The sequence below is a fragment of the Caenimonas soli genome, assembly GCF_013155545.1.
Classification (GTDB): domain Bacteria; phylum Pseudomonadota; class Gammaproteobacteria; order Burkholderiales; family Burkholderiaceae_C; genus Ramlibacter; species Ramlibacter soli.
This window is the reverse complement of the sequence record NZ_JABJVV010000007.1, coordinates 83348-109588: the sequence shown is the minus strand read 5'-3', so window position 1 is coordinate 109588 and position 26241 is coordinate 83348. Positions and strand designations below refer to the sequence as shown.

21 protein-coding genes are annotated in these 26241 nt (G+C 64.3%); 17 read left to right on the top strand and 4 right to left on the bottom strand.

The window, feature by feature from the left end:
• Position 1: 1 nt before the first annotated feature.
• A complete protein-coding gene (locus HNE04_RS12465) occupies positions 2-1183 on the top strand; it encodes an acyl-CoA dehydrogenase (protein ID WP_172219324.1) in 1182 nt (393 codons plus the stop codon).
• 713 nt (positions 1184-1896) lie between these two features.
• Here the strand turns inward: HNE04_RS12465 and HNE04_RS12460 are convergent.
• A complete protein-coding gene (locus tag HNE04_RS12460) occupies positions 1897-2532 on the bottom strand; it encodes a GntR family transcriptional regulator (RefSeq protein ID WP_172219322.1) in 636 nt (211 codons plus the stop codon).
• An 81-nt stretch (positions 2533-2613) separates the two neighbouring features.
• On the opposite strand from HNE04_RS12460, the gene scpA reads away from it, so the two are divergent.
• The 12 genes from scpA (at position 2614) to HNE04_RS12400 (ending at position 17781) form a co-directional block, all read left to right on the top strand.
• On the top strand, positions 2614-4791 hold the full coding sequence (gene scpA, locus HNE04_RS12455) for a methylmalonyl-CoA mutase (RefSeq protein WP_172219320.1): 2178 nt from the start codon (positions 2614-2616) through the stop codon (positions 4789-4791).
• Positions 4788-5519, top strand: coding sequence for an SGNH/GDSL hydrolase family protein (locus tag HNE04_RS12450; RefSeq protein ID WP_172219318.1), 732 nt, complete (start codon positions 4788-4790; stop codon positions 5517-5519). The genes scpA and HNE04_RS12450 overlap by 4 nt, the downstream gene beginning before the upstream one ends.
• Entirely contained in the window at positions 5519-6502 is a 984-nt protein-coding gene (gene meaB, locus HNE04_RS12445; protein ID WP_172219694.1) for a methylmalonyl Co-A mutase-associated GTPase MeaB, read from the top strand. Before HNE04_RS12450 ends, meaB begins: the two co-directional genes overlap by 1 nt.
• A gap of 18 nt (positions 6503-6520) precedes the next feature.
• Positions 6521-8053, top strand: a complete 1533-nt coding sequence (locus HNE04_RS12440; RefSeq protein WP_172219316.1) for an acyl-CoA carboxylase subunit beta — start codon at positions 6521-6523, stop codon at positions 8051-8053.
• Positions 8023-8865, top strand: a complete 843-nt coding sequence (locus HNE04_RS12435; protein ID WP_172219314.1) for a YdcF family protein — start codon at positions 8023-8025, stop codon at positions 8863-8865. The genes HNE04_RS12440 and HNE04_RS12435 overlap by 31 nt, the downstream gene beginning before the upstream one ends.
• Before the next feature lie 32 nt (positions 8866-8897).
• Positions 8898-10946: an acetyl-CoA carboxylase biotin carboxylase subunit gene (accC, locus tag HNE04_RS12430; protein ID WP_172219312.1), complete on the top strand. Its 2049-nt coding sequence runs from the start codon at positions 8898-8900 to the stop codon at positions 10944-10946.
• 8 nt (positions 10947-10954) lie between these two features.
• Positions 10955-12013, top strand: coding sequence for an alkaline phosphatase D family protein (locus HNE04_RS12425; protein ID WP_172219310.1), 1059 nt, complete (start codon positions 10955-10957; stop codon positions 12011-12013).
• Complete coding sequence (locus HNE04_RS12420; RefSeq protein ID WP_172219308.1) at positions 12013-12498, top strand: VOC family protein; 486 nt, start codon at positions 12013-12015, stop codon at positions 12496-12498. Before HNE04_RS12425 ends, HNE04_RS12420 begins: the two co-directional genes overlap by 1 nt.
• A gap of 103 nt (positions 12499-12601) precedes the next feature.
• Positions 12602-14422: an FAD-dependent oxidoreductase gene (locus HNE04_RS12415; RefSeq protein ID WP_172219306.1), complete on the top strand. Its 1821-nt coding sequence runs from the start codon at positions 12602-12604 to the stop codon at positions 14420-14422.
• The gene (locus HNE04_RS12410; protein ID WP_172219304.1) at positions 14419-16266 is read left to right on the top strand and encodes a 2-oxoacid:acceptor oxidoreductase subunit alpha; all 1848 of its coding nucleotides are present in this window, start codon (positions 14419-14421) and stop codon (positions 16264-16266) included. The genes HNE04_RS12415 and HNE04_RS12410 overlap by 4 nt, the downstream gene beginning before the upstream one ends.
• The gene (locus tag HNE04_RS12405; protein ID WP_172219302.1) at positions 16263-17318 is read left to right on the top strand and encodes a 2-oxoacid:ferredoxin oxidoreductase subunit beta; all 1056 of its coding nucleotides are present in this window, start codon (positions 16263-16265) and stop codon (positions 17316-17318) included. The genes HNE04_RS12410 and HNE04_RS12405 overlap by 4 nt, the downstream gene beginning before the upstream one ends.
• A 22-nt stretch (positions 17319-17340) precedes the next feature.
• Positions 17341-17781, top strand: coding sequence for a CBS domain-containing protein (locus HNE04_RS12400; protein ID WP_172219300.1), 441 nt, complete (start codon positions 17341-17343; stop codon positions 17779-17781).
• Here HNE04_RS12400 and rsxB read toward each other — a convergent pair.
• Positions 17773-18432 carry an electron transport complex subunit RsxB gene (gene rsxB / locus HNE04_RS12395; protein WP_172219289.1) on the bottom strand — a complete coding sequence of 220 codons (660 nt, stop codon included), beginning with the start codon at positions 18430-18432 and terminating at the stop codon, positions 17773-17775. The two genes, HNE04_RS12400 and rsxB, sit on opposite strands and share 9 nt — an antisense overlap.
• Before the next feature lies 1 nt (position 18433).
• Positions 18434-19789 (bottom strand): polyhydroxyalkanoate depolymerase, encoded by a 1356-nt coding sequence (locus HNE04_RS12390; RefSeq protein WP_172219287.1) that lies wholly within the window; start codon positions 19787-19789, stop codon positions 18434-18436.
• Between the two features lie 195 nt (positions 19790-19984).
• Between HNE04_RS12390 and ygiD the strand changes: the two genes are divergently transcribed.
• Positions 19985-20830 (top strand): 4,5-DOPA-extradiol-dioxygenase, encoded by an 846-nt coding sequence (gene ygiD / locus HNE04_RS12385; protein ID WP_235964962.1) that lies wholly within the window; start codon positions 19985-19987, stop codon positions 20828-20830.
• 1 nt (position 20831) lies between these two features.
• Here the strand turns inward: ygiD and HNE04_RS12380 are convergent, their stop codons facing one another.
• Positions 20832-22028 carry an amino acid aminotransferase gene (locus HNE04_RS12380; RefSeq protein WP_172219285.1) on the bottom strand — a complete coding sequence of 399 codons (1197 nt, stop codon included), beginning with the start codon at positions 22026-22028 and terminating at the stop codon, positions 20832-20834.
• 107 nt (positions 22029-22135) lie between these two features.
• On the opposite strand from HNE04_RS12380, the gene uvrB reads away from it, so the two are divergent.
• From uvrB to HNE04_RS12365, 3 genes are all read left to right on the top strand, one after another.
• Positions 22136-24241: an excinuclease ABC subunit UvrB gene (uvrB, locus tag HNE04_RS12375; RefSeq protein WP_172219283.1), complete on the top strand. Its 2106-nt coding sequence runs from the start codon at positions 22136-22138 to the stop codon at positions 24239-24241.
• 224 nt (positions 24242-24465) lie between these two features.
• Entirely contained in the window at positions 24466-25002 is a 537-nt protein-coding gene (iscR, locus tag HNE04_RS12370) for a Fe-S cluster assembly transcriptional regulator IscR (RefSeq protein ID WP_172219281.1), read from the top strand.
• 16 nt (positions 25003-25018) lie between these two features.
• Entirely contained in the window at positions 25019-26239 is a 1221-nt protein-coding gene (locus tag HNE04_RS12365) for an IscS subfamily cysteine desulfurase (protein WP_172219279.1), read from the top strand.
• The last annotated feature ends 2 nt before the right edge of the window (positions 26240-26241 follow it).

Sequence of the window (26241 nt, the reverse complement as noted above, 5' to 3'; positions counted from 1 at the left end):
CATGGGCACTGCCAAAGCATCCTTCCATTGGGCCGACCCGCTGCTGCTGGACCAGCAGATCACCGGCGACGAACGCAGCGTGCGCGACGCGGCCGCCAGCTACTGCCAGGAGCGCCTGGCTCCTCGCGTGCTCGAAGCTTTCCGCAACGAGAAGACCGACGTGGCGATCTTCCGCGAGATGGGCGAGCTGGGCCTCTTGGGCCCGACCATCCCCGAAGCCTACGGCGGCGCGGGCCTCAACTACGTGTGCTACGGCCTGGTCGCACGCGAAGTCGAACGCGTCGATTCGGGCTATCGCTCCATGATGAGTGTCCAGTCGTCGCTGGTGATGGTGCCGATCAACGAATTCGGCAACGAGGCGACCAAGCAGAAGTACCTGCCCAAGCTGGCCACCGGCGAATGGATCGGCTGCTTCGGCCTGACCGAACCGAACCACGGCTCGGACCCCGGCAGCATGGTCACGCGGGCCAGGAAGGTCGACGGCGGCTACAAGCTCACTGGCAGCAAGATGTGGATCACCAACAGCCCCATCGCCGACGTGTTCGTGGTCTGGGCCAAGGACGATAGCGGCGCGATCCGCGGCTTCGTGCTGGAGGAGGGCTGGAAGGGCCTTTCCGCCCCGGCCATCCACGGCAAGGTCGGCCTGCGCGCTTCCATCACGGGCGAGATCGTGATGGACGAGGTGTTCTGTCCGGAAGAAAACGCGTTTCCCGAGGTGCGCGGCCTCAAGGGCCCCTTCACCTGCCTGAACTCGGCGCGCTACGGCATCGCCTGGGGTGCGCTCGGCGCGGCGGAGGACTGCTGGTTCCGCGCCCGCCAGTACGTGCTCGATCGCAAGCAGTTCGGCAAGCCCTTGGCAGCCAACCAGCTGATCCAGAAGAAGCTGGCCGACATGCAGACCGAGATCACGATGGGACTGCAAGGGTGCCTGCGCCTGGGCCGCATGAAGGATGAGGGTACGGCCTCGGTGGAAATCACCTCCATCATGAAGCGCAACTCCTGCGGCAAGGCCCTGGACATCGCCCGCATGGCCCGCGACATGCTGGGCGGCAACGGCATCAGCGACGAATTCGGCGTGGCCCGGCACCTTGTGAACCTGGAGGTGGTCAACACCTACGAGGGCACCCATGACGTGCACGCGCTGATCCTCGGGCGGGCACAGACGGGGATCGCGGCGTTCTGACTGTCCTGCGGATTACTTGTCATCCCGGACTCGATCCGGGATCCATGAATGTGTTGCGCGCCAACACCTCGCGGCAAGGCTGTGCGCCGGTCGGCTGCGGCGCGCGGACCAGCCGTTCGGCGCTGGGAGCGCCGAAACGATGCGGAGGTCGAGTTTGCGGCCTTCGGACTAATCGTGGTCTGTCCCCGCGCTCCGGAGACGTCCTGCGCGCTGATCGCGCGCAAACGGCCGCAAACTCGACCTCCGCATCTCGCCCGGTCCCGATTGCGCGCCGCAGCCGACCGACGCACAGCCTTGCACAAGCGTGGTTGGAGTGCGAAAGCGCCTCGGCGCGCCAACCAAGTCCGAGCGAAGCCGCGTGTGGGCGGGCTGGGGCGCGCAATCAGGGCTGCCCGAGGCGTCGGGGAATGGACTTGCGGGCGTTGCGCGCGATCAGCGCGCGGGCCTCTCCGGAGTGCGAGGACAGTCCACGATGAGTCCGAAGCCCGCAAGTCCGTTCCCCGGCGCCGCTTGCGCGCCTTGAAAAGGCGCGCAACGGGCTGACCCGCGCGTCACAGCCCGCCCGCACGCGGCTTCGCCGCCCACACCCAGGCCTGCAACAACAGCGAACGGCTCGCGACCATGGGCCACGGGTCAGGCTCACATCCACGAGCAATTGCCAGCGCTCTGAAATCTCCGGACAGTGGCGGGTCAGGCCCGCATTGACATCAGTTTCACCCGGCCGCTTCGAGTCCGTTTCTGAAATGCTCCTGCATCTTCTTGACGGCGGCACTAGCGTCGCGCTTAGCCAGTGCATCCATGATGGCGCGATGTTCCAGCATTGACTCGCGCACCCGTCCCGACTTGAGCAGGGAGTTGTGCCGGTTGAGCTTCATGACCTTGCGCAGGTCCGCCACCATCTGGTCGCGCCAGCGGTTGCCGGCGATTTCCAGCAAGCGCATGTGGAAGCGTTCATTGATGGCAAAGAACTTCTCGCGATTGCCGGCGGCTGCCTCCAGGTCCTTGTGCAGCGCCTGCAGCTCCTTGAGCTGCGCGTCGGTCGCGCGCTTCGCCACCACGCCGGCCGCATCGCTTTCCAGCAGCGAGAGCAGGTGGTAAACGTCCGCCAGGTCGGTGTCCGACACCTCGGTCACGTAGGCGCCGCGCCGCACCTTCATGGTCACCAGGCCTTCGGCGGCCAGCACCTTGAGTGCCTCGCGCAGGGGGGTGCGGCTGATGCCGTATTCCTCCGCGATCTTCAACTCGTCGATCCAGCTGCCGGGCTCCAGCTCGCGTTTGAATATCCGCTGGCGCAACAGCTCCGCCACCTCTTCGTAGAGGGCGCGCGGTGAAAGTGAGACAGCTACCATGAGGCGGATTTTAGATGAATCCGAGTTTTGCATCAATAATTATGAATGATGTAAACTCGGGGAAAACACGGAAACACCGCCATGAGCACGCCCGAAATTCCGCCCGCCACCCTGCAGGACTGGTCCAAAGCGGCCGCCAAGTCCGCCCCCGGCGGCGACTTGAACGCCTTGAACTGGATCACTCCGGATCACATCGCCGTCAAGCCCCTCTACACGGCCGAAGACCTGAAAGGCTTGCCCTACGCCAACACCTTGCCGGGCTTCGAGCCTTACTTGCGCGGCCCGCAAGCGACGATGTACGCGGCGCGGCCGTGGACCATCCGCCAGTACGCGGGTTTCTCCACCGCCGAGGAGTCGAATGCGTTCTACCGCAAGGGGCTGAATGCGGGCGGGCAGGGCGTCTCGGTCGCCTTCGACCTGGCCACGCACCGTGGCTATGACAGCGACCATCCGCGCGTCACGGGCGACGTAGGCAAAGCCGGCGTCGCCATCGACTCGGTGGAGGACATGAAGATCCTGTTCAACGGAATCCCGCTGGACAAGGTCAGTGTTTCCATGACGATGAACGGCGCCGTGCTGCCGGTGTTGGCGGGCTACGTGGTCGCGGCCGAGGAGCAGGGCGTTTCGCAGGACAAGCTGTCCGGGACCATCCAGAACGACATCCTCAAGGAGTTCATGGTCCGCAACACCTATATCTACCCGCCCAAGCCGAGCATGCGGATCATCGGCGACATCATCGAGTACACGGCCAGGAACATGCCGAAGTTCAACTCGATCTCGATCTCCGGCTATCACATGCAGGAGGCGGGGGCCAACCAGGCGCTGGAACTGGCGTTCACGCTGGCCGATGGCAAGGAGTACGTCAAGACGGCGCTGGCCAAGGGTCTGGACGTGGACGAGTTCGCCGGGCGCCTGTCGTTCTTCTGGGCCATCGGCATGAATTTCTACCTGGAAGTGGCCAAGATGCGAGCGGCGCGGCTCCTGTGGTGGCGGATCATGAAGGGCTTCAATGCCAAGAGCGCCAAGAGCCTGATGCTGCGCACGCACTGCCAGACCTCGGGCTGGTCGCTCACCGAGCAGGACCCGTACAACAACGTGGTTCGCACCACCATCGAGGCCATGGCCGCGGTCTTCGGCGGCACCCAGTCCCTGCACACCAATTCTTTCGACGAGGCCATCGCCCTGCCGACCGAGTTCTCGGCGCGGATCGCCCGCAACACCCAGCTCATCATCCAGGAGGAGACCCACATCCCCAACGTCATCGATCCCTGGGCCGGCAGCTACATGATGGAAAAGCTGACCCAGGACATGGCGGACGCTGCCTGGAAGATCATCGAGGAAGTCGAGGGAATGGGCGGCATGGTCCGGGCGGTGGATTCCGGCTGGGCCAAGCTCAAGATCGAGGCGGCGGCCGCCGAAAAGCAGGCGCGCATCGATTCAGGCAAGGACGTGATCGTCGGCGTCAACAAGTACAGGCTGGCAAAGGAAGACGACCACGACATCCGCGAAGTCGACAATGTGATGGTGCGCGACCAGCAGATCGCCCGGCTCAAGCAGATCCGGGCCAAGCGCGACAGTGCGAAGTTGCAAGCGGCGCTGGACGCGCTGACGGCCGCCGCCGAGACTGGCCAGGGCAACCTGCTCGAGCTCAGCATCCAGGCCGTGCGCCTGCGCGCCACTGTCGGCGAGGTGTCGGATGCGCTGGAGAAGGTGTTCGGGCGCCACCGCGCCGATACGCAAAAGGTGACCGGCGTGTATGCAGCCGCCTATGACTCGGCCTCCACCGAAGGGGACACGATGGATTTCTGGGAAAAGCTGAAGTCCGACATCGCCGCATTTGCGCAGGAGCAAGGCCGCCGGCCGCGCGTGATGATCTCCAAGCTGGGCCAGGACGGGCACGACCGGGGCGCCAAGGTAGTGGCAACCGCATTCGCCGACCTGGGCTTCGACGTGGACATGGGTCCGCTGTTCCAGACCCCTGAAGAATGCGCACGCCAGGCCATCGAGAACGACGTGCATGCGGTGGGTGTGTCCACCTTGGCGGCGGGACACAAGACGCTGGTGCCGGCTATCATCGAGGAGCTGAAGAAGCAGGGCGCCGACGACATCATCGTTTTCGTGGGCGGCGTCGTCCCGCAGCAGGACTACGACTTTCTCTACACCGCGGGCGTCAAGGGCATCTATGGCCCGGGCACACCCATCCCTGCCAGCGCCAAGGACGTGCTGGCCCAGATCAGGAAGGCGCTGGCCGCCAAATGAGCGTTGCCCTGTTCGTCGCCAAGCTCGCCCTTGGCCCCGTACTGCTGCCGCAGGCGAGATGGCTCAAGCGCACGGCGTTGCGTTTGCCCGAACCGGTGGGTCCGCGCGAAGGCCGGGTCGGCAAGGGAGAGCCGGGGCTGCGGCTGTTGGTGGTCGGGGACTCTTCGGCGGCGGGTGTGGGCGTGACGGACCAGATGCAAGCACTGGCGCTTCCCTTGGCAGTGGCTTTGAGCAGGCGGCTGGGCACGGCGGTGAGCTGGCAGCTGGTAGCACAGACAGGCGTGAACACCGCGGATGCGCGCATCCTCGCGGCGCTAGCCGACTTGCGACCGGCGGACGTGGTCGTGACCGCGCTGGGTGTCAACGACGTGAGTTCGCAGACCTCCGCGGCGCGTTTCGTGGAGCAGATGGCGCAACTCTGGTCGCAGTTGCAGCAACGCACCGGCGCGCGCTGGGCCGTTGTTTGCGGCTTGCCGCCCATGCACATGCTGTCCGCGGTGCCGCGGCCGCTGCGCTGGTACCTGGGCCGCTATGCGGCGTGGCTCGATGCAGCCGTCAGGCGCTGGAGCGAGCAGCAGGGCCTGGGCTACTGCGCGCTTCAATGGGCGACCGATCCCGCGAGCCTTGCACACGACGGCTTTCACCCCGGCCCCCGTCTCTACCCGCAATGGGCGCGGCGGTTGGCAGAGCAGATCGAGAAAGACCGCGCGCAATGGCAAAGGCCCTGATGAGCCCGGCCGAAGGCGTGCTCGCGGGTTCCGCAACGGCGCAGCGCCGTGCGATCGCCAAAGCCATCACGCTGCTGGAATCGACGCGGGCCGATCACCGGGCGCAGGCGGATGAAATGTTGACGACCTTGTTGCCTCACACGGGCAAGTCGTTCCGGCTCGGCATCAGCGGAGTCCCGGGTGTCGGCAAGAGCACGTTCATCGAAGCGCTGGGGCTGCAGCTCATCGCGAAAGGCCATCGGGTCGCGGTGCTGACCATCGATCCTTCCAGCACGGTGTCAGGCGGCTCCATCCTCGGCGACAAGACGCGGATGGAAATGCTCTCGGTGCACGAGAAGGCTTTTATCCGTCCCAGCCCTTCCAGCGGAACGCTGGGTGGTGTGGCGGAGAAGACGCGCGAGGCTATGCTGATATGCGAGGCAGCGGGTTACGACATCGTGATCGTGGAAACCGTCGGCGTCGGCCAAAGTGAAATCGCCGTGGCCGGCATGACCGACATGTTCGTGCTGATGCAGCTGCCCAATGCCGGCGACGACTTGCAGGCCATCAAGAAGGGCGTGATGGAGCTGGCCGACCTGGTAGTCATCAACAAGGCAGACCTGGATGCCGATGCCGCCACGCGTGCGCAGGCCCAGATCAGCAGCGCCTTGCGGCTGTTCGCGCAGCGAGCCTGGCAGCCGCAGGTCATCCAGCTCAGTGCCTTGCTGGGGCAGGGCGTGGATCGCTTCTGGGACGAGGTCCTGAAGTTCAAGGCCTCGCAGACTTCGAGCGGTCAATTGGCCGCACGCCGCCAGCACCAGTCGCTGGCCTGGATGTGGGAGCGCATCGAAGTCGGGCTGAAGCAGGCCTTCAGGCAGGACCCCGAGGTCCAGCGCCTGCTGCCCAAATTGACGGCCGAGGTTGAGCGGGGCCGGGTGCCGGCGTCGACGGCGGCCCGGCAACTGCTGCAACTACACATGGATCCCGGATCGCATCCGGGGTGACAAGACACGGAGAAAAATATGCACGACATCCTTGAACAACTTGAGAAGAAACGCGGCGGCGCCCGCCTCGGCGGCGGACAAAAGCGCATAGACGCGCAGCACGGCAAGGGCAAGCTCACGGCGCGAGAACGGCTGGAACTGCTGCTGGATGAGGGCACGTTCGAGGAATGGGACATGTTCGTCGAGCATCGCTGCACCGACTTCGGCATGGAGAACAGCAAGGTGCCGGGCGACGGCGTCGTCACCGGCTACGGCATGATCAACGGCCGCCTGGTGTTCGTCTTCAGCCAGGACTTCACGGTGTTCGGCGGCGCGCTGTCCGAGGCCCATGCCGAGAAGATCTGCAAGGTGATGGACCAGGCCATGAAGGTCGGTGCGCCGGTGATCGGCCTGAACGACTCGGGTGGCGCGCGCATCCAGGAAGGCGTGGCATCGCTGGGCGGCTATGCCGACGTGTTCCAGCGCAACGTGATGGCCTCGGGCGTGGTGCCGCAAATCAGCATGATCATGGGGCCCTGCGCCGGCGGCGCCGTGTACTCGCCGGCCATGACCGACTTCATCTTCATGGTCAAGGACAGCTCCTACATGTTCGTCACCGGCCCGGAGGTGGTGAAGACCGTGACGCACGAGGAAGTGACGGCCGAAGAGCTGGGAGGCGCCATCTCGCACACCACGCGCAGCGGCGTGGCCGATCTCGCTTTCGAGAACGACGTCGAGGCGCTCTTGATGCTGCGCCGGCTCTACAACTACCTGCCGCTGAACAATCGCGAGAAGGCGCCCGTTCGCCCCAGCAACGACCCGGCCGACCGCATGGACCTGTCGCTGGACACGCTGGTGCCCGACCACCCCAACAAGCCCTACGACATGAAGGAGCTGATCGTCAAGACGGTGGACGACGGCGACTTCTTCGAGCTGCAGCCCGAGTACGCCAAGAACATCATCGTGGGTTTCGGACGCATGGAAGGCCAGACCGTGGGCATCGTGGCCAACCAGCCGCTGGTGCTGGCCGGTTGCCTGGACATCAAGAGCTCGATCAAGGCGGCGCGTTTCGTGCGCTTTTGCGATGCATTCAACATCCCTGTCCTCACCTTCGTCGATGTGCCGGGCTTCATGCCGGGCACCAGCCAGGAATACGGCGGGATCATCAAGCACGGCGCCAAGCTGCTGTACGCCTATGCCGAGTGCACGGTACCCAAGATCACGGTGATCACCCGCAAAGCCTACGGCGGCGCCTATGACGTGATGAGTTCCAAGCACCTGCGCGGCGACGTCAACTTCGCCTGGCCCAACGCCGAGATCGCGGTGATGGGCGCCAAGGGCGCGGTGGAAATCATTTTTCGCGAGGACAAGGGCGACCCGGCCAAACTGGCCGCGCGCGAGGCCGAGTACAAGGCCCGCTTTGCCAATCCGTTCGTTGCCGGCGCACGCGGCTTCATCGATGACGTGATCCTGCCGCACGAAACGCGCAAGCGGATATGCCGCTCGCTCATCATGCTGCGTGCCAAGAAGCTGGAGAACCCATGGCGCAAGCACGGGAACATTCCGCTGTGATTGCTGTCGAGCGTTTGCCTGCACCCGTGCATGTTCGCCGGATGCTGCCCTTGCTTTGCACGATCGGGGGCCTGCTGCTTGTGGCCGACGCCGTGGTCCTCATGTTCCTGGGCGTTTTCAGCCTGGGCGTCACGCTACCGCTCGCTATGGGCAGCGTACTCCTGGCGCTCGGCTTGCGTTGGGATGCTGTGCAGGCGTGGCTGGACGCCTCAGCCGGGCGTCGAACGGCGTGGCGCTGGATCTGGCTCGGTGTGCTTGCATGGATCGTTACGGTGGCGATGTTCTGGTCGGTGCTGGCGCGCGCGGGCCACGTTCTCCCCGTGGGAGACCCGCCGTCAGCCATCGTGGTGCTGGGATCCGGCACCCGCGGCGGGAAGCCAACGCCCGCGCTCACGGCGCGGCTCGATCTGGCGCTGCAACAGGCGATACGGTATCCGAACGCCACGGTCGTGGTCAGCGGCGGAGAGGGCTTCGGGCAGGCTGTGAGCGAGGCCCGGGTCATGGGCGACTACCTGCGCGGCAAGGGCTTCCCTGCGGAGCGCATCGTGCAGGAAGAAAAGAGCACGAGCACCGAAGAGAACCTGTTGTTCAGCAAGGCGCTACTGCAGCGGCGCGGCATCTCGCCGGAAGGCCCGGTGCAGCTGGTGACCAGCGACTTCCACACGCTGCGTGCCGGCTGGATCGCGCAGCGCGTCGGTTATACGCGCGCCTCCCTGGCCGGGGCGCCCACGCCCCTTTACGTCCGCTACAACGCGTGGCTGCGCGAGTATTTTGCGGTCCTGCTTGGATTGGTGCGGCGTGAGTTCGGTTGAGCCGCAGCAAAGAATGAGAAAAAGGGTATTCCATGTTTGAAAAGATCCTGATCGCCAACCGCGGCGAGATCGCTTGCCGCGTCATCAAGACGGCCAAGAAGATGGGCATCAAGACGGTGGCCGTTTATTCGGAAGCCGACCGCGAGGCTCGCCATGTCGAACTGGCCGACGAGGCCATATACATCGGGCCCGCGCCCAGCCGCGACAGCTACCTGCAGGCCGACAAGATCATTGCGGCATGCAAGCAGACCGGCGCGCAGGCCGTGCACCCGGGCTATGGGTTTCTGAGCGAGAACGAGGCTTTCGCGCGAAGGGTGGAAGAAGAGGGCATCACCTTCATCGGGCCCAAGCACTATTCCATCGCCGCCATGGGCGACAAGATCGCCTCCAAGAAACTGGCCAACGAGGCCAAGGTCAATACCATTCCCGGCTGGAACGACGCGATCGAGACCGCGGAACGCGCCGTCGAGATCGCCAAGGACATCGGCTACCCGGTGATGATCAAGGCCAGCGCCGGCGGCGGGGGCAAGGGCCTGCGCGTGGCCTTCAACGACAAGGAGGCCTTCGAAGGCTTCACCTCCTGCCGCAACGAGGCACGCAACAGCTTTGGCGACGACCGCGTGTTCATCGAGAAGTTCGTGGAAGAGCCGCGCCACATCGAGATCCAGGTGCTGGGCGACAGCCAAGGCAATGTCATCTACCTGAACGAGCGCGAATGCTCGATCCAGCGCCGGCACCAGAAGGTGATCGAAGAGGCGCCTTCGCCCTTCATCAGCGACGCGACGCGCAAGGCCATGGGCGAGCAAGCGGTGGCCTTGGCCAAGGCCGTCAAGTACCAGAGCGCCGGAACGGTGGAGTTCGTGGTCGGCAAGGACCAGAGCTTCTATTTCCTGGAGATGAACACCCGCCTGCAGGTCGAGCACCCGGTGACGGAATGCATCACCGGTGTGGACCTGGTGGAATTGATGATCCGGGTGGCTGCGGGCGAGAAATTGCCGCTGGCCCAGGCCGACGTGAAACGCAACGGCTGGGCCATCGAATGCCGCATCAACGCCGAGGACCCGTTCCGCAACTTCCTGCCGAGCACCGGCCGCCTGGTGCGGTTCCAGCCGCCCAAGGAGAGCATGTGGGCGGCGGACACGGAACACCTGTATGGTGTGCGCGTGGACACGGGCGTGCAGGACGGCGGCGAGATTCCCATGTACTACGACTCGATGATCGCCAAGCTCATCGTCCACGGCCAGGACCGCAATGAGGCGATTGCGAAGATGCGCGAAGCACTCAATGGCTTCGTCATTCGCGGCATCTCCAGCAACATCCCGTTCCAGGCGGCGTTGCTCGCGCATCCCAGGTTCGTCGCCGGCGACTTCAATACCGGTTTCATCGCCGAGCACTACGGCAAGGGCTTCCATGCGGAGGATGTTCCGCACGAGGATCCCGACTTGCTGGTGGCGCTGGCCGCTTACGTGAACCGCCGCACATTGCAGCGCGCTGCCGGGATCAGCGGCCAGTTGCCGGGGCACGAGTTCACGGTGGGAGAAGACTTCGTCGTAGTCCTGCTGGATACGACCGGCGAGCACCGGCGCCAGCCCGCAACCGTTCGCGACTTCCAAGCCCAATCGGGATCCAGCGTCGTGGAAACCGGGGGCAAGTGCTACGAGATCTGCAGCAGCTGGCACATGGGCGGGGCCCGCATTCGAGGCACCGTCAATGACGTAGCCTTCACGGCGCAGGTGGAGCGGGGCGTGGGCAAGAACCCCTTGGCCACGCGCATCATCCACAACGGCACCCGGCTGGATGCCATGGTGCTGAACCCGCGGGCGGCGCAGCTTCATGCCCTCATGCCTTTCAAGGCGCCGCCGGATATGAGCCGCTATGTACTGTCGCCAATGCCGGGCCTGCTGGTCGACGTGGCGGTGCAGCCGGGCCAGAAGGTCCAGGCCGGCGAGCGCGTCGCCGTCATCGAGGCGATGAAGATGGAAAACGTGTTGTTTGCCGCCGCGGATGGCGTGGTGGGCAAGGTGCTGGCGAGCAAGGGCGAGAGCCTGACGGTGGACCAGCCTATCGTCGAGTTCATCTGAGACCGGGCATGCAGCGCAGGCACTTTATCTCGCTTGCTGCGGCCGGATTGGCGGGCTGCGCCATCACCGCGCCACAGCCCTCGAGCCAGGAGGCCGATGGTGCGGTGCGGCGCATCGCCTTCGGTTCGTGCATCGATCAAACCAAACCCCAGCCGATCTGGGACACGGTGCTCGCGGACAAGCCCGACCTGTTCATCTTCGGCGGCGACAACGTCTATGCCAGCGACCAGCCCTGGTCGGCGGCCAAGCTGGCGCAGGCCTATGCGCTGCAAGACGAGGTGCCGGGCCTCGTGCGCCTGCGGGAAACCGTGCCGCACATGGCGATCTGGGACGATCATGACTACGGCCTGAATGATGGCGGCGCCGAGTTCGGGCACAAGAACGGCTCGAAGGCCGCTTTCCTGCGTTTCTGGCAGATTCCTCCCGGTGACCCGCGCCGCGCCCGCGAGGGCTTGTACTACTCGGCGATGTTCGGCAAGGAAGGCAAGCGCGTGCAAGTCATCCTGCTCGATACGAGATGGTTCCGTTCGGCCTTGAAGCCCAGCGACGAGCGCGGCAAGCCTGGCAAGGAGCGCTACCTGCCGGATGCCGACCCCGCGAAGACCATGCTGGGCGAGGCGCAGTGGGGTTGGCTGAAGGAGCAATTGCGCCAGCCGGCCGAACTGCGATTGCTGGTCTCCGGCGTCCAGGTGGTGGTCGAGGGCCACGGCTGGGAGCGTTGGGGCAATTTCCCGCTCGAACGCCAGCGGCTGTACCGTTTGATCGCCGATACCCAGGCGCAGGGCGTGGTGTTCCTCTCGGGCGACCGCCATATAGGGGCGCTGTACCGTGAGGCCACCGGAACGCCTTATCCCTTTTACGAGCTCACCTCCAGCGGCATCACCCATCCCTGGCGCGACGCGGTGGAAGCCGGGCCGAACCGGCTGGGCGAACTCTTCACGCAACAGCATTACGGCGTGGTGGATATCGACTGGAGCGCAGCGACGATTCGGCTGGCGCTCAAGGACATCCGTGGCGCTGTCCAGCGCAGCCAGCTCATTCGATTCAACGAACTCAAGGCCAAATGATGACCCAACGCCCCTTCAAAGTTCTTGGCATCCAGCAAATCGCCATTGGCGGGCTCGACAAGAGCCGGTTGCGTACGCTGTGGGTCGACCTGTTCGGCCTGGAAGTCACCGGCACCTTCAAGAGCGCCAGCGAGAACGTGGACGAGGACATCTGCGCCCTGGGTGCCGGCCCGTTCAAGGTCGAGGTCGACCTGATGCAGCCGCTGGATCCGGACAAGAAGCCGGCTGTGCACCAGACGCCACTCAACCATGTCGGATTGTGGATCGACGACCTGCCTCGCGCGGTGGAATGGCTGAGCGGCCAGGGCCTTCGCTTTGCCCCGGGCGGGATACGGCGCGGCGCGGCGGGATTCGACATCTGTTTTGTCCATCCCAAGGGGAATGAGCAAAGCCCCGTCGGGGGTGAGGGGGTTTTGATCGAACTCGTGCAAGCCCCTCCCGAAGTGGTCGAAGCTTTCTCCAAACTCGCGGTGGCGGCCGGCTGACGCCAAACTGACGGGCTCGGGGAATCCCCGAAGAGCTTTTGTTGCCGACGCGGGCGTAGACTGACCCTGGGGCAACCGTCCCCAAGGCAAGGAGACAAAAGCTTTGCAGCGAACTGACATTGCCAACCCGGCCTATTTCCACAAGGTCGTTGACTGCCAATGGGCGTGTCCCGCCCACACCCCTGTACCCGAATACATACGCTTGATCGCGCAAGGCCGCTACGGCGATGCCTACATGATCAACTGGGTGTCCAACGTGTTCCCCGGCATCCTGGGGCGCACCTGCGACCGGCCTTGCGAGCCTGCCTGCCGCCGCGGCCGGGTGGAGGAGAACAACCTGGGGCACCCGGAACCGGTTGCCATTTGCAGGTTGAAGCGGGTTGCGGCCGACATGAAGGAAGACGTCACCCAGCGCATGCCCAAGCTGGCCCCGAAGAACGGCAAGCGCGTTGCCTGCATAGGCGCCGGGCCGGCATCGCTGACCGTGGCGCGCGACCTGGCGCCGCTGGGCTACGAGGTGACGGTGTTCGACGGCGAAGCCAAGGCGGGCGGATTCATCCGCACGCAGATCCCGCGCTTTCGCCTGCCCGAATCGGTGATCGACGAGGAAACCGGCTACATCCTCGACCTGGGCGTGCAATTTCGCAGCGGCGAGCGCATTGAATCGATGAAGGCGCTGATGGCCCAGGGCTACGACGCCATCTTCGTCGGCTGCGGCGCGCCGCGCGGGCGCAACCTGGACATTCCCGGGCGCACCGAGGCGGCCGCCAGCATCCACATCGGCATCGACTGGCTGGCGTCGGTCTCGTTCGGCCACGTCACCCAGATCGGCAAACGTGTGATCGTGCTGGGTGGCGGCAACACGGCGATGGACTGCTGCCGCTCGGCCCGGCGACTGGGCGGGGAGGACGTGAAGGTGATCGTGCGCAGCGGCTTCGAGGAGATGAAGGCATCGCCCTGGGAAAAGGAGGATGCCATGCACGAGGGCATCCCCATCATCAACTACCACGTTCCCAAGGCGTTCGTGCATCAGGACGGCAAGCTGCAGGGCATGACCTTCGAGATCGTCAAGGCGGTCTATGACGACAAGGGCGAGCGCAAGCTGGTGCCGACCGGCAAGCCCGATGCCTTCTTCGAGTGCGACGAGGTCCTGCTGGCCGTGGGCCAGGAGAACGCTTTCCCCTGGATAGAGCGCGACTGCGGAATCGCCTTCGACAAATGGGGCTTGCCGAACCTGCACAAGGAATCCTTCCAGTCCACGGTGCCCAATGTCTTCTTCGGCGGCGACGCGGCGTTCGGTCCCAAGAACATCATTGAAGCAGTGGCGCACGGTCACGAGGCCGCGATTTCGATCGATCGCTTGCTGCACGGCGAAACCGCTTATGTTCGCCCCGCCCCGATGACCAACCTGGTCTCGCAGAAGATGGGTATCCACGAGTGGAGCTACGACAACGACACGGTCAATGACGCGCGCTACAAGGTGCCATGGGCCAAGGCCGAGAAGGCGCTGGCTAGCATCAAGGTGGAAGTCGAACTGGGCTTCGACGTCGCCACCGCCGTGAAGGAGGCCGGACGTTGCCTGAACTGCGACGTGCAGACTGTCTTCACCGAAACCGCCTGCATCGAGTGCGATGCCTGCGTGGACATCTGCCCCATGGACTGCATCAGCTTCACCGATAACGGCGAGGAGGCCGACCTGCGAACGCGCCTGAAGGCGCCCGCGCTCAACCTGGCCCAGGACCTGTATGTGTCCGGCGGCCTGAAGACGGGACGGGTGATGGTGAAGGACGAGGATGTGTGCCTGCACTGCGGCCTGTGCGCCGAGCGCTGCCCGACCGGGGCCTGGGACATGCAGAAGTTTCTGCTCAAGATGACGCCGGCCGGGCCGGCATGCCGCGACCGGCGGCAAGGGGTCGCGGCATGAACAACATCGAAGCGGTCAACGATTTCGTCATCAAGTTCGCCAACGTGAACGGGTCGGGCTCGGCCAGCGCCAACGAGCTGTTCGCCAAGGCGATCCTGCGCATGGGCGTGCCGGTGAGCCCGCGCAACATCTTCCCCAGCAACATCCAGGGCCTGCCCACCTGGTACGAGGTGCGCGTATCCGAGAAGGGCTATCTGGGGCGGCGCGGCGGCATCGACATGATGGTGGCGATGAATCCGCAGACCTGGGACGCCGACGTGGCCGAACTCGAGCCGGGCGGCTACCTCTTCTACGACAGCACGCGGCCGCTGCCCCCCTCCAAGTTCCGCAGCGACATCAACGTGATCGGCATGCCGCTCACGGACATATGCAACGCGGTCTACAGCGATCCGCGCCAGCGCCAGCTGTTCAAGAACATCGTGTACGTCGGTGCGCTTTCGGTGCTGCTGGAGATCGAGCCCGAGGTGATCGAAAAGTTGTTCGGCGAGCAGTACAGGGGCAAGGAAAAGCTGCTGGCCTCCAACGTGCAGGCGCTGCACTTGGGACGCGACTTCGCCCGCGAGCATTTGAAGGCTCCTCTGGGCATCCGCGTGCGCCGCGCCGACAAGGTGGGCGACCAGATCTTCGTGGACGGCAACAGCGCGGCGGCGCTGGGCTGCGTCTATGGCGGGGCGACGGTTGCGGCCTGGTACCCGATCACGCCGTCCTCGTCGGTGGCGGAGGCCTTCCAGAAATACTGCGCCAAATACCGCGTCGATCAGGCGACCGGCCAGAACCGCTATGCCATCGTGCAGGCCGAGGACGAAATCGCCTCCATCGGCATGGTGGTCGGAGCGGGCTGGAACGGCGCGCGTGCCTTCACCGCCACCTCGGGACCGGGCGTGTCGCTGATGACCGAATTCATCGGGCTGGCCTACTTTGCCGAGATCCCGGTCACCATCATCGACGTGCAGCGCGGCGGGCCTTCGACGGGCATGCCGACGCGCACGCAGCAGGCGGACATCCTGTCCTGCGCCTACGCTTCCCATGGCGACACCAAGCATGTGCTGCTGTTCCCCGAGGACCCGCACGAGTGCTTCGAACATGCGGCTTGCGCGCTGGACCTCGCGGACCGCCTGCAGACGCCGGTGTTCGTGATGACCGACCTGGACATCGGCATGAACCAGCGGCTGTGCCGTCCATTCGTCTGGGAAGAGGGCCGGGGTTATGACCGGGGCAAGGTGATGACGGCCGAAGAACTGGAAGCCGGCAAGGACTTCGGCCGCTACAAGGACGTCGATGGCGATGGCATCCCCTGGCGCACGCTGCCCGGCACGCACCCGACCAAGGGCAGCTACTTCACTCGCGGCACCACGCGCGACGCGTACGCGCGCTACTCCGAGCGCGGGCCCGACTACATCTACAACGTCGAGCGGCTGCAGAAGAAGTTCCAGACCGCTGCAACGCTGGTGCCTCAACCGGTGCTGAAGCCCGCCGCTCGCAAGACACGCCTGGGCGTGATCTATTTCGGCTCCACCAGCCCCGCCATGCAGGAGGCGCTGGACGTTCTGGGCGCCGCCAGCATCCACGTCGATGCGTTGCGCCTGCGCGCCTTCCCATTCCCGCAGAGCGTTGCGCAATTCATCGCCGACCACGAGGAAGTGTTCGTGGTGGAGCAGAACCGCGACGCCCAGCTGCGCAGCCTGCTGGTCAACGAGTTCGACGTCGATCCGGCCAAGCTGATCCGGGTGCTGCATTTCGACGGCACGCCCATCACCGCGCGCTTCATCACGCATGCCATCACCGAGCATGTGCATGCCGAGGCGGTCACGCCCCAGCGCCGGGCCAAGGAGAAAACCGTATGACTTATATTGCCAAGCCGCGGTTGCGCCATCCGACGCTGGAGACCAACAAGGTCGGCTACACCCGGCGCGACTACGAAGGCAAGGTGTCCACCCTGTGCGCCGGCTGCGGGCACGACTCGATCTCGGCCGCCATCATCCAGGCCTGCTGGGAGTTGGACATCCAGCCGCATCGCATCGCCAAGCTGTCGGGAATCGGCTGCAGCTCCAAGACGCCGGACTACTTCCTGGGCGCCTCGCACGGCTTCAACACGGTGCACGGCCGCATGCCATCGGTGCTGACCGGCGCCAACCTGGCCAACCGCGATCTGCTGTACCTGGGCGTGTCAGGCGATGGCGATTCGGCGTCCATCGGGCTGGGCCAGTTCGCCCACGCCATGCGGCGCGGCGTGCGCATGGCCTACATCGTGGAGAACAACGGCGTTTATGGACTGACCAAGGGCCAGTTCTCGGCCACGGCTGACCAGGGTTCCAAGAGCAAGAAGGGCGTCATCAACAGCGACAGCCCGGTCGATCTGGTGGCCATGGCACTGCAGCTGGGCGCTACCTACGTGGGGCGGGGCTTCTCGGGCAACAAGGAGCAGCTGGTGCCGCTCATCAAGGGCGCCATGTCCCATGGCGGAGCGGCGTTCATCGACGTCATCAGCCCCTGCGTCGCCTTCAACAACCACCCCGGCAGTACGAAGAGCTACGACTATGTGCGCGAGCACAACGAAGCCGTGAGCCGTATCGACTTCATCACGCCACGTAACGAGATCACTGCGGAGTCGGCGCCCGGCGAAGTGGTCGAGGTCGAGCAGCACGACGGTTCGTTGCTGCGGCTGCGCAGCCTTCACGCGGACTATGATCCCACCGACAGGTATGTAGCGATGAGTTACATGCAAAAGCACCAGGCCCTGGGCGAGATCGTGACCGGCCTGCTCTACGTCGACCCGCTGGCGACCGATCTGCATACAGCTTGCAACACAAGTGTCACGCCGCTCAACGCTTTGGATGTGGCTGAATTGTGCCCAGGTGGCCCGGCATTGGATAAGATCAACGCCAGCTTGCGCTGACCCAGCGCCAAGGGGTTGCATCATGGCTGAACGCACGGTCTTCCAGTCTATTTCGCAAAAGCATGTGCTCTGCCTGGGTCCTCGCGCCAGCGTCCGGGAAGCTGCAGGCGTGATGACGCGCGCCAATTGCGGCAGCGTGCTGATCATGGAGCCGCCGCACACCTTGCTGGGCATCGTCACGGAGCGCGACCTGATGACGCGCGTGCTGGCCAAGGCGCTCGATCCCGAGCGCACCACGGTGCGCGAGATCATGACGCCCAATCCTGTTTGCGTGCCGCCCCAGACCCGCGTATCGGACGCCGTCCTCATCATGATCGAGAAGGGCTTCCGCCACCTGCCCATCATCGGGCCGGGGTCCAAGATCATCGGCGTTTTCTCGGTGCGCGACGCGTTGCCGCGCGAGATCGGCACTGCGCTCAGCCAGGCCGAATTCAACGAGCAGGTGAACGACGCGCTAGGGTAGGGTGCCGCGCCGGGCTCTGGCTCGGGCGAGTGCGGCTTCGATCACGGCGCGCTTGCGTTCCGCCTCCGCGCCTTCGGCCCCAAGCGTGTGGGCCGGCAGGTCTGCCAGCTTGGCGCGAGCCTTGGCCTCCAGCCGTTCCTGGTTCTCCGCGGCCTCCCGCCTGAGCCGCTCGCTGCGTGCCTGATATCGCTCCAGCGCCTGGTCGGCATCCGCTTGCGACCATGCCCGCCAGCCGGTGCGGTTGCCGGTCACGTTCTCCATGCTGATGCAATCCACCGGGCAGACAGGCACGCATAGCTCGCAGCCCGTGCAATACGGCTCGATGACGGTGTGCATCAGCTTGTTGCTGCCCAGGATGGCATCGGTGGGGCAGGCGTCGAGGCAGAGCGTGCAGCCGATGCACCAGCCTTCGTCGATCACGGCTATGGCCCGTGGGCCTTCCACGCCATTGGCCGGGTTTAGCGGGAGGATGGGGCGGCCGGTGAGCGCGGCGAGACGGGCGATGCCTTCAGCACCGCCCGGCGGGCATTGGTTGATCTCGGCCTCACCATCGGCGATGGCCTGCGCATAAGCCGCGCAGTCAGGCAAGCCGCATCGGGTGCACTGCGTCTGAGGCAGGGCAGCGTGGATGCGGATGGCCTCTGGGCTCACCTCAAGCGGTTGCCTTTTCCTGGCGGGACTTCTTGGCCGAAGTCGTTTTCGGGGCAGTCGCGCGGCTATTGCCGTTTGCCTTCACTGTCGGCCCCTCGTGGTGCTGGAGGATGAAGTCGCGCACCTGGGGGTACACGATGTCGCGCCAGCGGCGACCGCTGAAGATGCCGTAGTGGCCGGCGCCCTTGACTTCCAGGTGCTTCTGGCGCGCCTTGGGCACGTTGTAGCAGAGGTCGTGCGCGGCCTCGGTCTGGCCGGAGCCGGAAATGTCGTCCAGTTCGCCTTCGACCGTGAAATGCGCCGTCGTCTTGATGTCTTCGGGACGCACGCGTTCCAGCTCGCCGTTGTCGCTGATCACGTCCCAGCTGCCGTTGACCAGGGCAAATTCCTGGAACACCACACGGATGGTCTCGAGGTAGTAGTCGGCATCCATGTCGAGGACCGCGTTGTACTCGTCATAGAACTTGCGGTGCGCCTCGGTGCTCGCGTCGTCGCCCCTGATCAGGTTCTTGAAGTAGTCGTAGTGGCTCGACATGTGGCGGTCGGGATTCATCGCGACAAAACCCGTGTGCTGCAGGAAGCCCGGGTACACCCGGCGGCCGGCACCCGGGAAATTGCTCGGAACACGGTAGATCACGTTGTTCTCGAACCAGTCGTAGCTCTTGTTCATCGCCAGGTTGTTGACGGCCGTCGGCGATTTGCGCGCGTCGATCGGGCCACCCATCATGGTCATGGTCAGCGGTGTGACTTCACCGCGGGATGCCATCAGGGAAACGGCGGCCAGCACCGGAACGGTGGGCTGGCACACGCTGATCACGTGGCAATTGCCGTAGATGCCCTGCAGGTGGCGGATGAAATCCTCTACGTAGTGGACGTAGTCGTCCAGGTGGAACTCGCCTTGCTCCAGTGGCACGATGCGCGCGTTCTTCCAGTCGGTGATGTAGACCTTGTGATCCTTGAGCATGGTCCGCACGGTGTCGCGCAGCAGTGTGGCGTAGTGGCCCGACAAAGGAGCGACGATCAGCACGGCCGGCTGGCCCTTGAGCTTGGTAAGGGTGTGGGGGTCGTCGGAAAAGCGCTTGAAGCGGCGCAGTTCGCAAAATGGCTTGTCGATTTCAACCCGCTCGAAGATTGCGACGTCGACCCCGTCCACGTCCACGGTCTTGATGCCGAACTCGGGCTTTTCGTAATCCTTCCACAGGCGGTACACCAGGTCGTAGCTGGCCGACACGCGCTGGGCGAAGGGATTCTGGCCGAAGGGCGACAGCGGATTGCTGTAAAGCTTGGAAGCCGCCTGCGCGAAATCGGCGAACGGTTCCATCATGTTCCGCTGGGTTTCGTAGAGCTGGTAGAGCATGTTCGTTGTTCGTCCGTGTTGCGGTGCAATATAGCACCCTGTAACACCCAGGTCTGCGGTAGAACTACCAATTTAGAGAGGAACTTTCACTCGGTAAGTTTCTCTCTATATCGTTATAAGAATGAACTTTTTCATATGCGCAGACGCATTTTCATGGGCGCAACCAGCGGCTTGGCTCTGGGCGGAGGATCACTGATGAGCGGAATCACGGAAGCAGCAGGGCTGGGCGAGCTGGGCGGCCTGAAGAAGAGCCCACATATGCCCGTGCTGTTCCTCGGCCACGGCAGTCCGATGAACGCCATCGAAGACAACGAGTACCGGCGCAGCTGGCAGGCTTTGGGCGCCCAGTTCGGCAAGCAATTGCCCCAGCCCCAGCTGATACTGTGCATTTCCGCCCACTGGCTGACGCAAGGCTGGTGGCTGACGGGCATGGACAAGCCCAAGACCATCCACGATTTCGGCGGCTTTCCCCAAGAGCTTTTCGACCAGCAATATCCGGCGCCCGGCGCGCCGGCCGCGGCGCAGGCAATCAGCCGCGCGATCAAGCAGCCCCCGGTTGGGCTCGACAAGGACGGCTGGGGCCTCGATCACGGAACCTGGTCGGTGCTCAAGCCCATGTTCCCCAAAGCGAACATTCCCGTGCTGCAGCTCAGCATGGACTACGCCCGGCCGCCTGCCGAGCATTTCGCGCTCGGCCAGCAGCTCAAAGGCCTGCGCGAGCGCGGCGTGCTGATCGTGGGCAGCGGCAACATCGTGCACAACCTCCGCGCCACGCGACGTGGCACGCCGGCGAACCAGGCGTACGACTGGGCCATCGAATTCGACAGCAAAGTCGCCGCCCAAATGGAGAAGGGCGATCTTGCCGCGCTGGCGGACTTCCAGAGGCTCGGGCCGGTGGCCCAGCTGGCCCACCCCACCCACGATCACTACCTGCCGCTGCTGTACGCGGCAGGAGCGGTCGACCCGAAAGAGCCGCTGCGCTTTTTCAACGACAGCTACCAGTCCGCATCCATCTCGATGCGGTCGGCGATCTGGGGGTGACTTACAAGACTTTCGCGATCGACGCGCAGACGTAGTCGATGTTCTTGCTGTTGAGTGCCGCCACGCACATCCGGCCGGTATCGGTGCCGTAGACGCCGAATTCGTTGCGCAGGCGCACCATCTGGTCCTTGGTCAGGCCCGAATAGCTGAACATGCCGATCTGCTGGGTGATGAAGCTCATGTCCTGCTTCACGCCGGCCGCCTTGAGCTTTTCCACCAAGGCCAGGCGCATCTGCTTGATGCGCAGGCGCATGTCTCCCAGTTCTTTCTCCCACAGCGAGCGCAACTCGGGTGTGTTGAGCACCATGGCAACCACCTGGCCGCCATGGATGGGCGGGTTGCTGTAGTTGGTGCGGATCACGATCTTCAGTTGCGACAGCACGCGGCCGGCCTCTTCCTGGTCCTGGCACAGCACCGACAGCGCGCCCACGCGCTCGCCGTACAGACTGAAACTCTTGGAGAACGAGGTGGACACGAAGAAATTCTGGCCGGAGGCGACGAACTTGCCGATGACGGCGCCGTCCTCGGCGATGCCGTAGCCGAAGCCCTGGTAGGCCATGTCGAGGAACGGCACCAGCTTGCGGGCCTTTACGGCGGCAATCACCTGGTCCCATTGCTCGGCTGTGATGTCGTAGCCGGTGGGGTTGTGGCAGCAGGCGTGCAGCACGACCACGGTGCCCTCGGCCGCGAGGTTCAAGGCCGTGAGCATGCCGTCGAAGTCGATGCCCTTCCTGGCGGCGTTGTAGTACGGATAAGCCTCGACGGTGAAACCGGCCTGGCTGAACAGGGCGCGGTGGTTCTCCCAGCTGGGGTCGCTGATGAGCACCTTGGCGCCGGGATTGACCTTCTTCAGGAAATCCGCGCCGATCTTCAGGCCGCCGGTGCCGCCCAACGCTTGCACCGTGGCGACGCGCCCGGCCTTGACGGGCTCGCTTTCGGCCCCAAATACGAGGTTCTTGACCGCTGCGTCATAGGCGGCGATGCCGTCGATAGGCAGGTAGCCGCGCGCCTTGGGCGCTTGCATCATCTGTTTTTCCGCAGTCTGCACGCATTCGAGCAGAGGCAGCTTGCCGTTGTCGTCGTAATACACGCCAACGCCCAGGTTGACTTTATGCGGGTTGGCGTCGGCGTTGAACTGCTCGTTGAGACCCAGGATAGGGTCGCGCGGGGCCATTTCGACGGCGGTGAACAGAGACATGGGATTCCTTGGAAAGTTGTCAGTAGCACAGGGTGCCGGGCTTGCTGTACGCTGTCCGGTTTCCCGCAATTTTACCGTTGCCGTAACCAGCCTCGCGCCACAAGCCCATGCCAGAGATTTCTGAAGTCATACCGGAAACGAAGAAGGGGGAGTTCATCACCTTCCCCGACTCGCCCTTCGAGCTGTTCCTGCCTTACCCACCCGCGGGCGACCAGCCCGCCGCTATCGACAAGCTGGTGGAGGGCGTGCGCGACGGCGAAGTCTTCCAGACCTTGCTGGGCGTGACCGGCTCGGGTAAGACTTTCACCATGGCGAACGTGATCGCCCGGCTGGGGCGACCGGCCATCGTGTTCGCGCCGAACAAGACGCTCGCCGCGCAGCTGTATAGCGAGTTTCGCGAGTTCTTCCCGCACAACGCGATCGAATACTTCGTCAGCTACTACGACTACTACCAGCCCGAAGCCTATGTGCCGCAGCGCGACTTGTTCATCGAGAAGGACAGCTCGATCAACGAACACATCGAGCAGATGCGGCTCTCCGCCACCAAGAGCGTGCTGGAGCGGCGCGACACCGTGATCGTGGCGACGGTGAGCGCCATCTATGGCATCGGCGCGCCCGAGGACTACACCCAGATGCGGTTCATCACGCGGGTGGGCGACAAGATCGGCCAGCGCGACATCATCTCGCAGCTGATCCGCATGCAGTACAACCGTAACGAGCAGGATTTCTCGCGCGGAACCTTCCGGGTGCGCGGCGACACGATCGACATCTTCCCCGCGGAGCACAGCGAACTGGCGATCCGCATCGAGCTGTTCGACGACGAGATCGAGTCGCTGCAGCTGTTCGACCCGCTCACGGGCCGCATTCGCCAGAAGGTGCCGCGCTTCACGGTTTATCCGTCCAGCCATTACGTGACGCCGCGCGAAAAGGTGATGTCGGCCGTGGAGAGCATCAAGATCGAGCTGGCGCAGCGCCTGAAGGAACTGGTTGCCGACGGCAAGCTGGTGGAAGCACAACGGCTCGAGCAGCGCACCCGGTTCGATCTGGAAATGCTCAGCGAGATCGGCCATTGCAAAGGCATCGAGAACTACACGCGCCATCTCTCGGGCGCGCCGCCCGGGTCGCCGCCCTCGACGCTGACCGACTACCTGCCCAAGGACTCGATGATGTTCCTGGACGAGAGCCACCAGATGATCGGCCAGCTGGGCGCCATGTACAACGGCGACCGGGCGCGCAAGCTCACCCTGGTGGAATATGGCTTTCGCCTGCCGTCGGCCCTGGACAACCGGCCGCTGAAGTTCGAGGAGTTCGAAGGGCGGATGCGCCAGGTCGTTTTTGTTTCAGCTACGCCGGCGGCGTATGAGCAGGAGCACGCCGGCCAGGTGGTGGAGCAGCTGGTGCGGCCGACGGGCCTGGTGGATCCCCAGGTCGAAGTGCGGCCGGCCACGCACCAGGTCGACGACGTGCTGCAGGAGATCCGCATCCGTGTCGAGAAGAACGAGCGGGTGCTGATCACGACACTGACCAAGCGCATGGCAGAGCAGCTCACCGACTACCTCGCCGACAACGGCGTCAAGGTTCGCTACCTGCACAGCGATATCGACACCGTCGAGCGGGTGGAGATCCTGCGCGACCTGCGGCTGGGCAGCTTCGACGTGCTGGTGGGCATCAACCTGCTGCGCGAGGGCCTGGACATTCCAGAGGTGTCGCTGGTGGCGATCCTGGATGCAGACAAGGAAGGCTTCCTGCGGGCCGAGCGTTCGCTCATCCAGACCATCGGGCGGGCCGCGCGCCACCTGAATGGCCGAGCCATCCTGTACGCCGACAAAATGACCGAATCGATGAAAAAGGCGATCGGCGAAACCGAGCGGCGGCGCGCCAAGCAGATCGCCCACAACGAGCTGCACGGCATCACCCCGCGCAGCATCGTCAAGCAGGTGCGCGACCTCATCGATGGCGTCTACAGCGAGAAGGCCAGCAAGGAGATGGAGAAGCAGGAGCTGCAGCGCGCGATGACCCAGGACATGTCGGAGAAAGACGTGGCCAAGGAGATCAAACGGCTCGAGAAGCTCATGCTGGAGCATGCCCGCAACCTCGAGTTCGAGAAGGCCGCTCGGGTCCGCGACCAGCTCGCCCTGCTCAAGGAGCAGGCCTTCGGCGCCGTTGTGCACGACAATATCGTGGTGCCGATCCAGGCGGCCAAGCGGCCCTGAGCCGCTCTTACCCCCGCGCCGGGCCCTATTACCCGAGCGATTCGATGGGGTTTCTGGTATACTTGACGAAATTAGTCAAGAACCAGTTTAAGAAAACCTCAACAATCTCAATGGCTTAGCCATGGGTGAGGGCCGGCGGGGAGCCGGAACATGGGGCGGAGACGGACTCCGAAGCTGGGCTTCAGGAGTGAATGAAGGATAGGTCAAGCAACAAGGAGCTTGCGATGCGTCTCACAACCAAAGGCCGTTTTGCGGTCACAGCGATGATTGATCTGGCCCTGCGCCAGAACAATGGTCCCGTCACGCTGGCTGCGATCAGCCAGCGCCAGCAGATTTCGCTGTCCTATCTGGAGCAGCTGTTCGGCAAGCTGCGCCGGCATGAGCTGGTGGAGTCCACCCGCGGGCCGGGGGGCGGGTACACGCTCGGCCGCAAGGCGTCCGAGATCACCGTCGCCGACATCATCGTCTCCGTGGACGAACCGATCGACGCCACCCAGTGCGGCGGCAAGGAAAATTGCCAGGGCGATGGCGGCCGCTGCATGACGCATGAGCTGTGGGCAGCGCTCAACCAGCGCATGGTCGAATTCCTTGACTCCGTCACGCTGCAAAAGCTGGTCGATGACCAGCTGGCCAAGGGCGTGCAGATCGAGGACAAGCCCGCCGTCAAGCGCGCAATTTCCAGCCAGCCGGTGGTCAAGCCGATTCGCGTGAATGCGCCGAATTCGGTGTTCGCCCTCGGTAACTCGTACGCCAAGTCTTAAAAAACTCAAGCCAGCCATGGACATGACCCCGCATTTCCCGATCTATATGGACTACGGCGCGACGACGCCGGTCGACCCGCGCGTGGTGGACGCGATGATCCCGTGGTTGCGCGAGCATTTCGGCAACCCGGCGTCGCGAAGCCATGCCTGGGGTTGGGAAGCGGAAGCGGCGGTGGAAAAAGCTCGCGAACAGGTGGCCGACCTCATCGGCGCCGACCCGCGAGAGATCGTCTGGACTTCCGGCGCGACAGAGTCGGACAATCTTGCCATCAAGGGCGCGGCCCATTTTTACAAGAGCCGCGGCAAGCACCTCATCACCGTGAAGACCGAGCACAAGGCCGTGCTCGATCCGATGCGCGATCTCGAGCGCCAAGGCTTCGAGGTGACGTACCTCGACGTCCAGGAGGACGGGCTGATCGATCTGGAAGTGCTGAAGGCGGCGATCCGCCCCGACACCATCCTCATCAGCGTGATGCTCGTCAACAACGAGATCGGCGTGATCCAGGACATTCCCACCATTGGCGCGCTGTGCCGTGAGAAGGGAATCATCTTCCACGTCGACGCCGCGCAAGCCACGGGCAAAGTCGAGATCGACGTCAAGAAGCTGCCGGTCGACCTCATGAGCCTGGCCTCGCACAAGACCTATGGCCCCAAGGGCATCGGCGCCCTGTATGTGTGCCGCAAGCCACGCGTGCGGCTGGAAGCGCAGATGCACGGTGGCGGCCACGAGCGCGGTATGCGCTCGGGCACGCTGCCCACGCACCAGATCGTGGGCATGGGCGAGGCTTTCCGCCTGGCCAAGGCCGAGATGGCCCAGGACAACGCCAAGGCGCGGGCCCTGCAGAAGCGCCTGCTCAATGGCCTGAAGGACGTCGAGCAGGTGTTCATCAACGGTAACCTCGAACATCGCGTCGCGCAGAACCTGAACATGAGCTTCAACTTCGTCGAGGGCGAGTCGTTGATCATGGGCATCAAGGGCCTGGCCGTGTCGTCGGGCTCGGCCTGTACCTCGGCTTCGCTGGAACCCAGCTACGTGCTGCGCGCACTGGGCCGCAGCGACGAACTCGCGCACAGCAGCCTGCGCATGACCATCGGTCGCTTCACGACCGAGGAAGAAATCGATTACGCGATCACCACGATCAAGCAGAACGTCGCGCGCCTGCGCGAGCTCAGCCCGTTGTGGGAGATGTATCAGGATGGGATCGACATCTCGACCATCCAGTGGACCGCGCATTGAGA

Excerpts from the sequence above, each read along its gene's own strand:
- meaB (WP_172219694.1), top strand. The coding sequence starts at position 5,519 with ATGAGCCCGGCCGAAGGCGTGCTCGCGGGTTCCGCAACGGCGCAGCGC.
- HNE04_RS12410 (WP_172219304.1), top strand. The coding sequence starts at position 14,419 with ATGAACAACATCGAAGCGGTCAACGATTTCGTCATCAAGTTCGCCAAC.
- scpA (WP_172219320.1), top strand. The coding sequence starts at position 2,614 with ATGAGCACGCCCGAAATTCCGCCCGCCACCCTGCAGGACTGGTCCAAA.
- HNE04_RS12425 (WP_172219310.1), top strand. The coding sequence starts at position 10,955 with ATGCAGCGCAGGCACTTTATCTCGCTTGCTGCGGCCGGATTGGCGGGC.
- HNE04_RS12460 (WP_172219322.1), bottom strand. The coding sequence starts at position 2,532 with ATGGTAGCTGTCTCACTTTCACCGCGCGCCCTCTACGAAGAGGTGGCG.
- uvrB (WP_172219283.1), top strand. The coding sequence starts at position 22,136 with ATGCCAGAGATTTCTGAAGTCATACCGGAAACGAAGAAGGGGGAGTTC.
- HNE04_RS12420 (WP_172219308.1), top strand. The coding sequence starts at position 12,013 with ATGACCCAACGCCCCTTCAAAGTTCTTGGCATCCAGCAAATCGCCATT.
- HNE04_RS12400 (WP_172219300.1), top strand. The coding sequence starts at position 17,341 with ATGGCTGAACGCACGGTCTTCCAGTCTATTTCGCAAAAGCATGTGCTC.
- HNE04_RS12465 (WP_172219324.1), top strand. The coding sequence starts at position 2 with ATGGGCACTGCCAAAGCATCCTTCCATTGGGCCGACCCGCTGCTGCTG.
- HNE04_RS12365 (WP_172219279.1), top strand. The coding sequence starts at position 25,019 with ATGGACATGACCCCGCATTTCCCGATCTATATGGACTACGGCGCGACG.
- HNE04_RS12450 (WP_172219318.1), top strand. The coding sequence starts at position 4,788 with ATGAGCGTTGCCCTGTTCGTCGCCAAGCTCGCCCTTGGCCCCGTACTG.
- ygiD (WP_235964962.1), top strand. The coding sequence starts at position 19,985 with ATGAGCGGAATCACGGAAGCAGCAGGGCTGGGCGAGCTGGGCGGCCTG.
- HNE04_RS12440 (WP_172219316.1), top strand. The coding sequence starts at position 6,521 with ATGCACGACATCCTTGAACAACTTGAGAAGAAACGCGGCGGCGCCCGC.
- HNE04_RS12390 (WP_172219287.1), bottom strand. The coding sequence starts at position 19,789 with ATGCTCTACCAGCTCTACGAAACCCAGCGGAACATGATGGAACCGTTC.
- HNE04_RS12435 (WP_172219314.1), top strand. The coding sequence starts at position 8,023 with ATGGCGCAAGCACGGGAACATTCCGCTGTGATTGCTGTCGAGCGTTTG.
- HNE04_RS12380 (WP_172219285.1), bottom strand. The coding sequence starts at position 22,028 with ATGTCTCTGTTCACCGCCGTCGAAATGGCCCCGCGCGACCCTATCCTG.
- accC (WP_172219312.1), top strand. The coding sequence starts at position 8,898 with ATGTTTGAAAAGATCCTGATCGCCAACCGCGGCGAGATCGCTTGCCGC.
- HNE04_RS12405 (WP_172219302.1), top strand. The coding sequence starts at position 16,263 with ATGACTTATATTGCCAAGCCGCGGTTGCGCCATCCGACGCTGGAGACC.
- iscR (WP_172219281.1), top strand. The coding sequence starts at position 24,466 with ATGCGTCTCACAACCAAAGGCCGTTTTGCGGTCACAGCGATGATTGAT.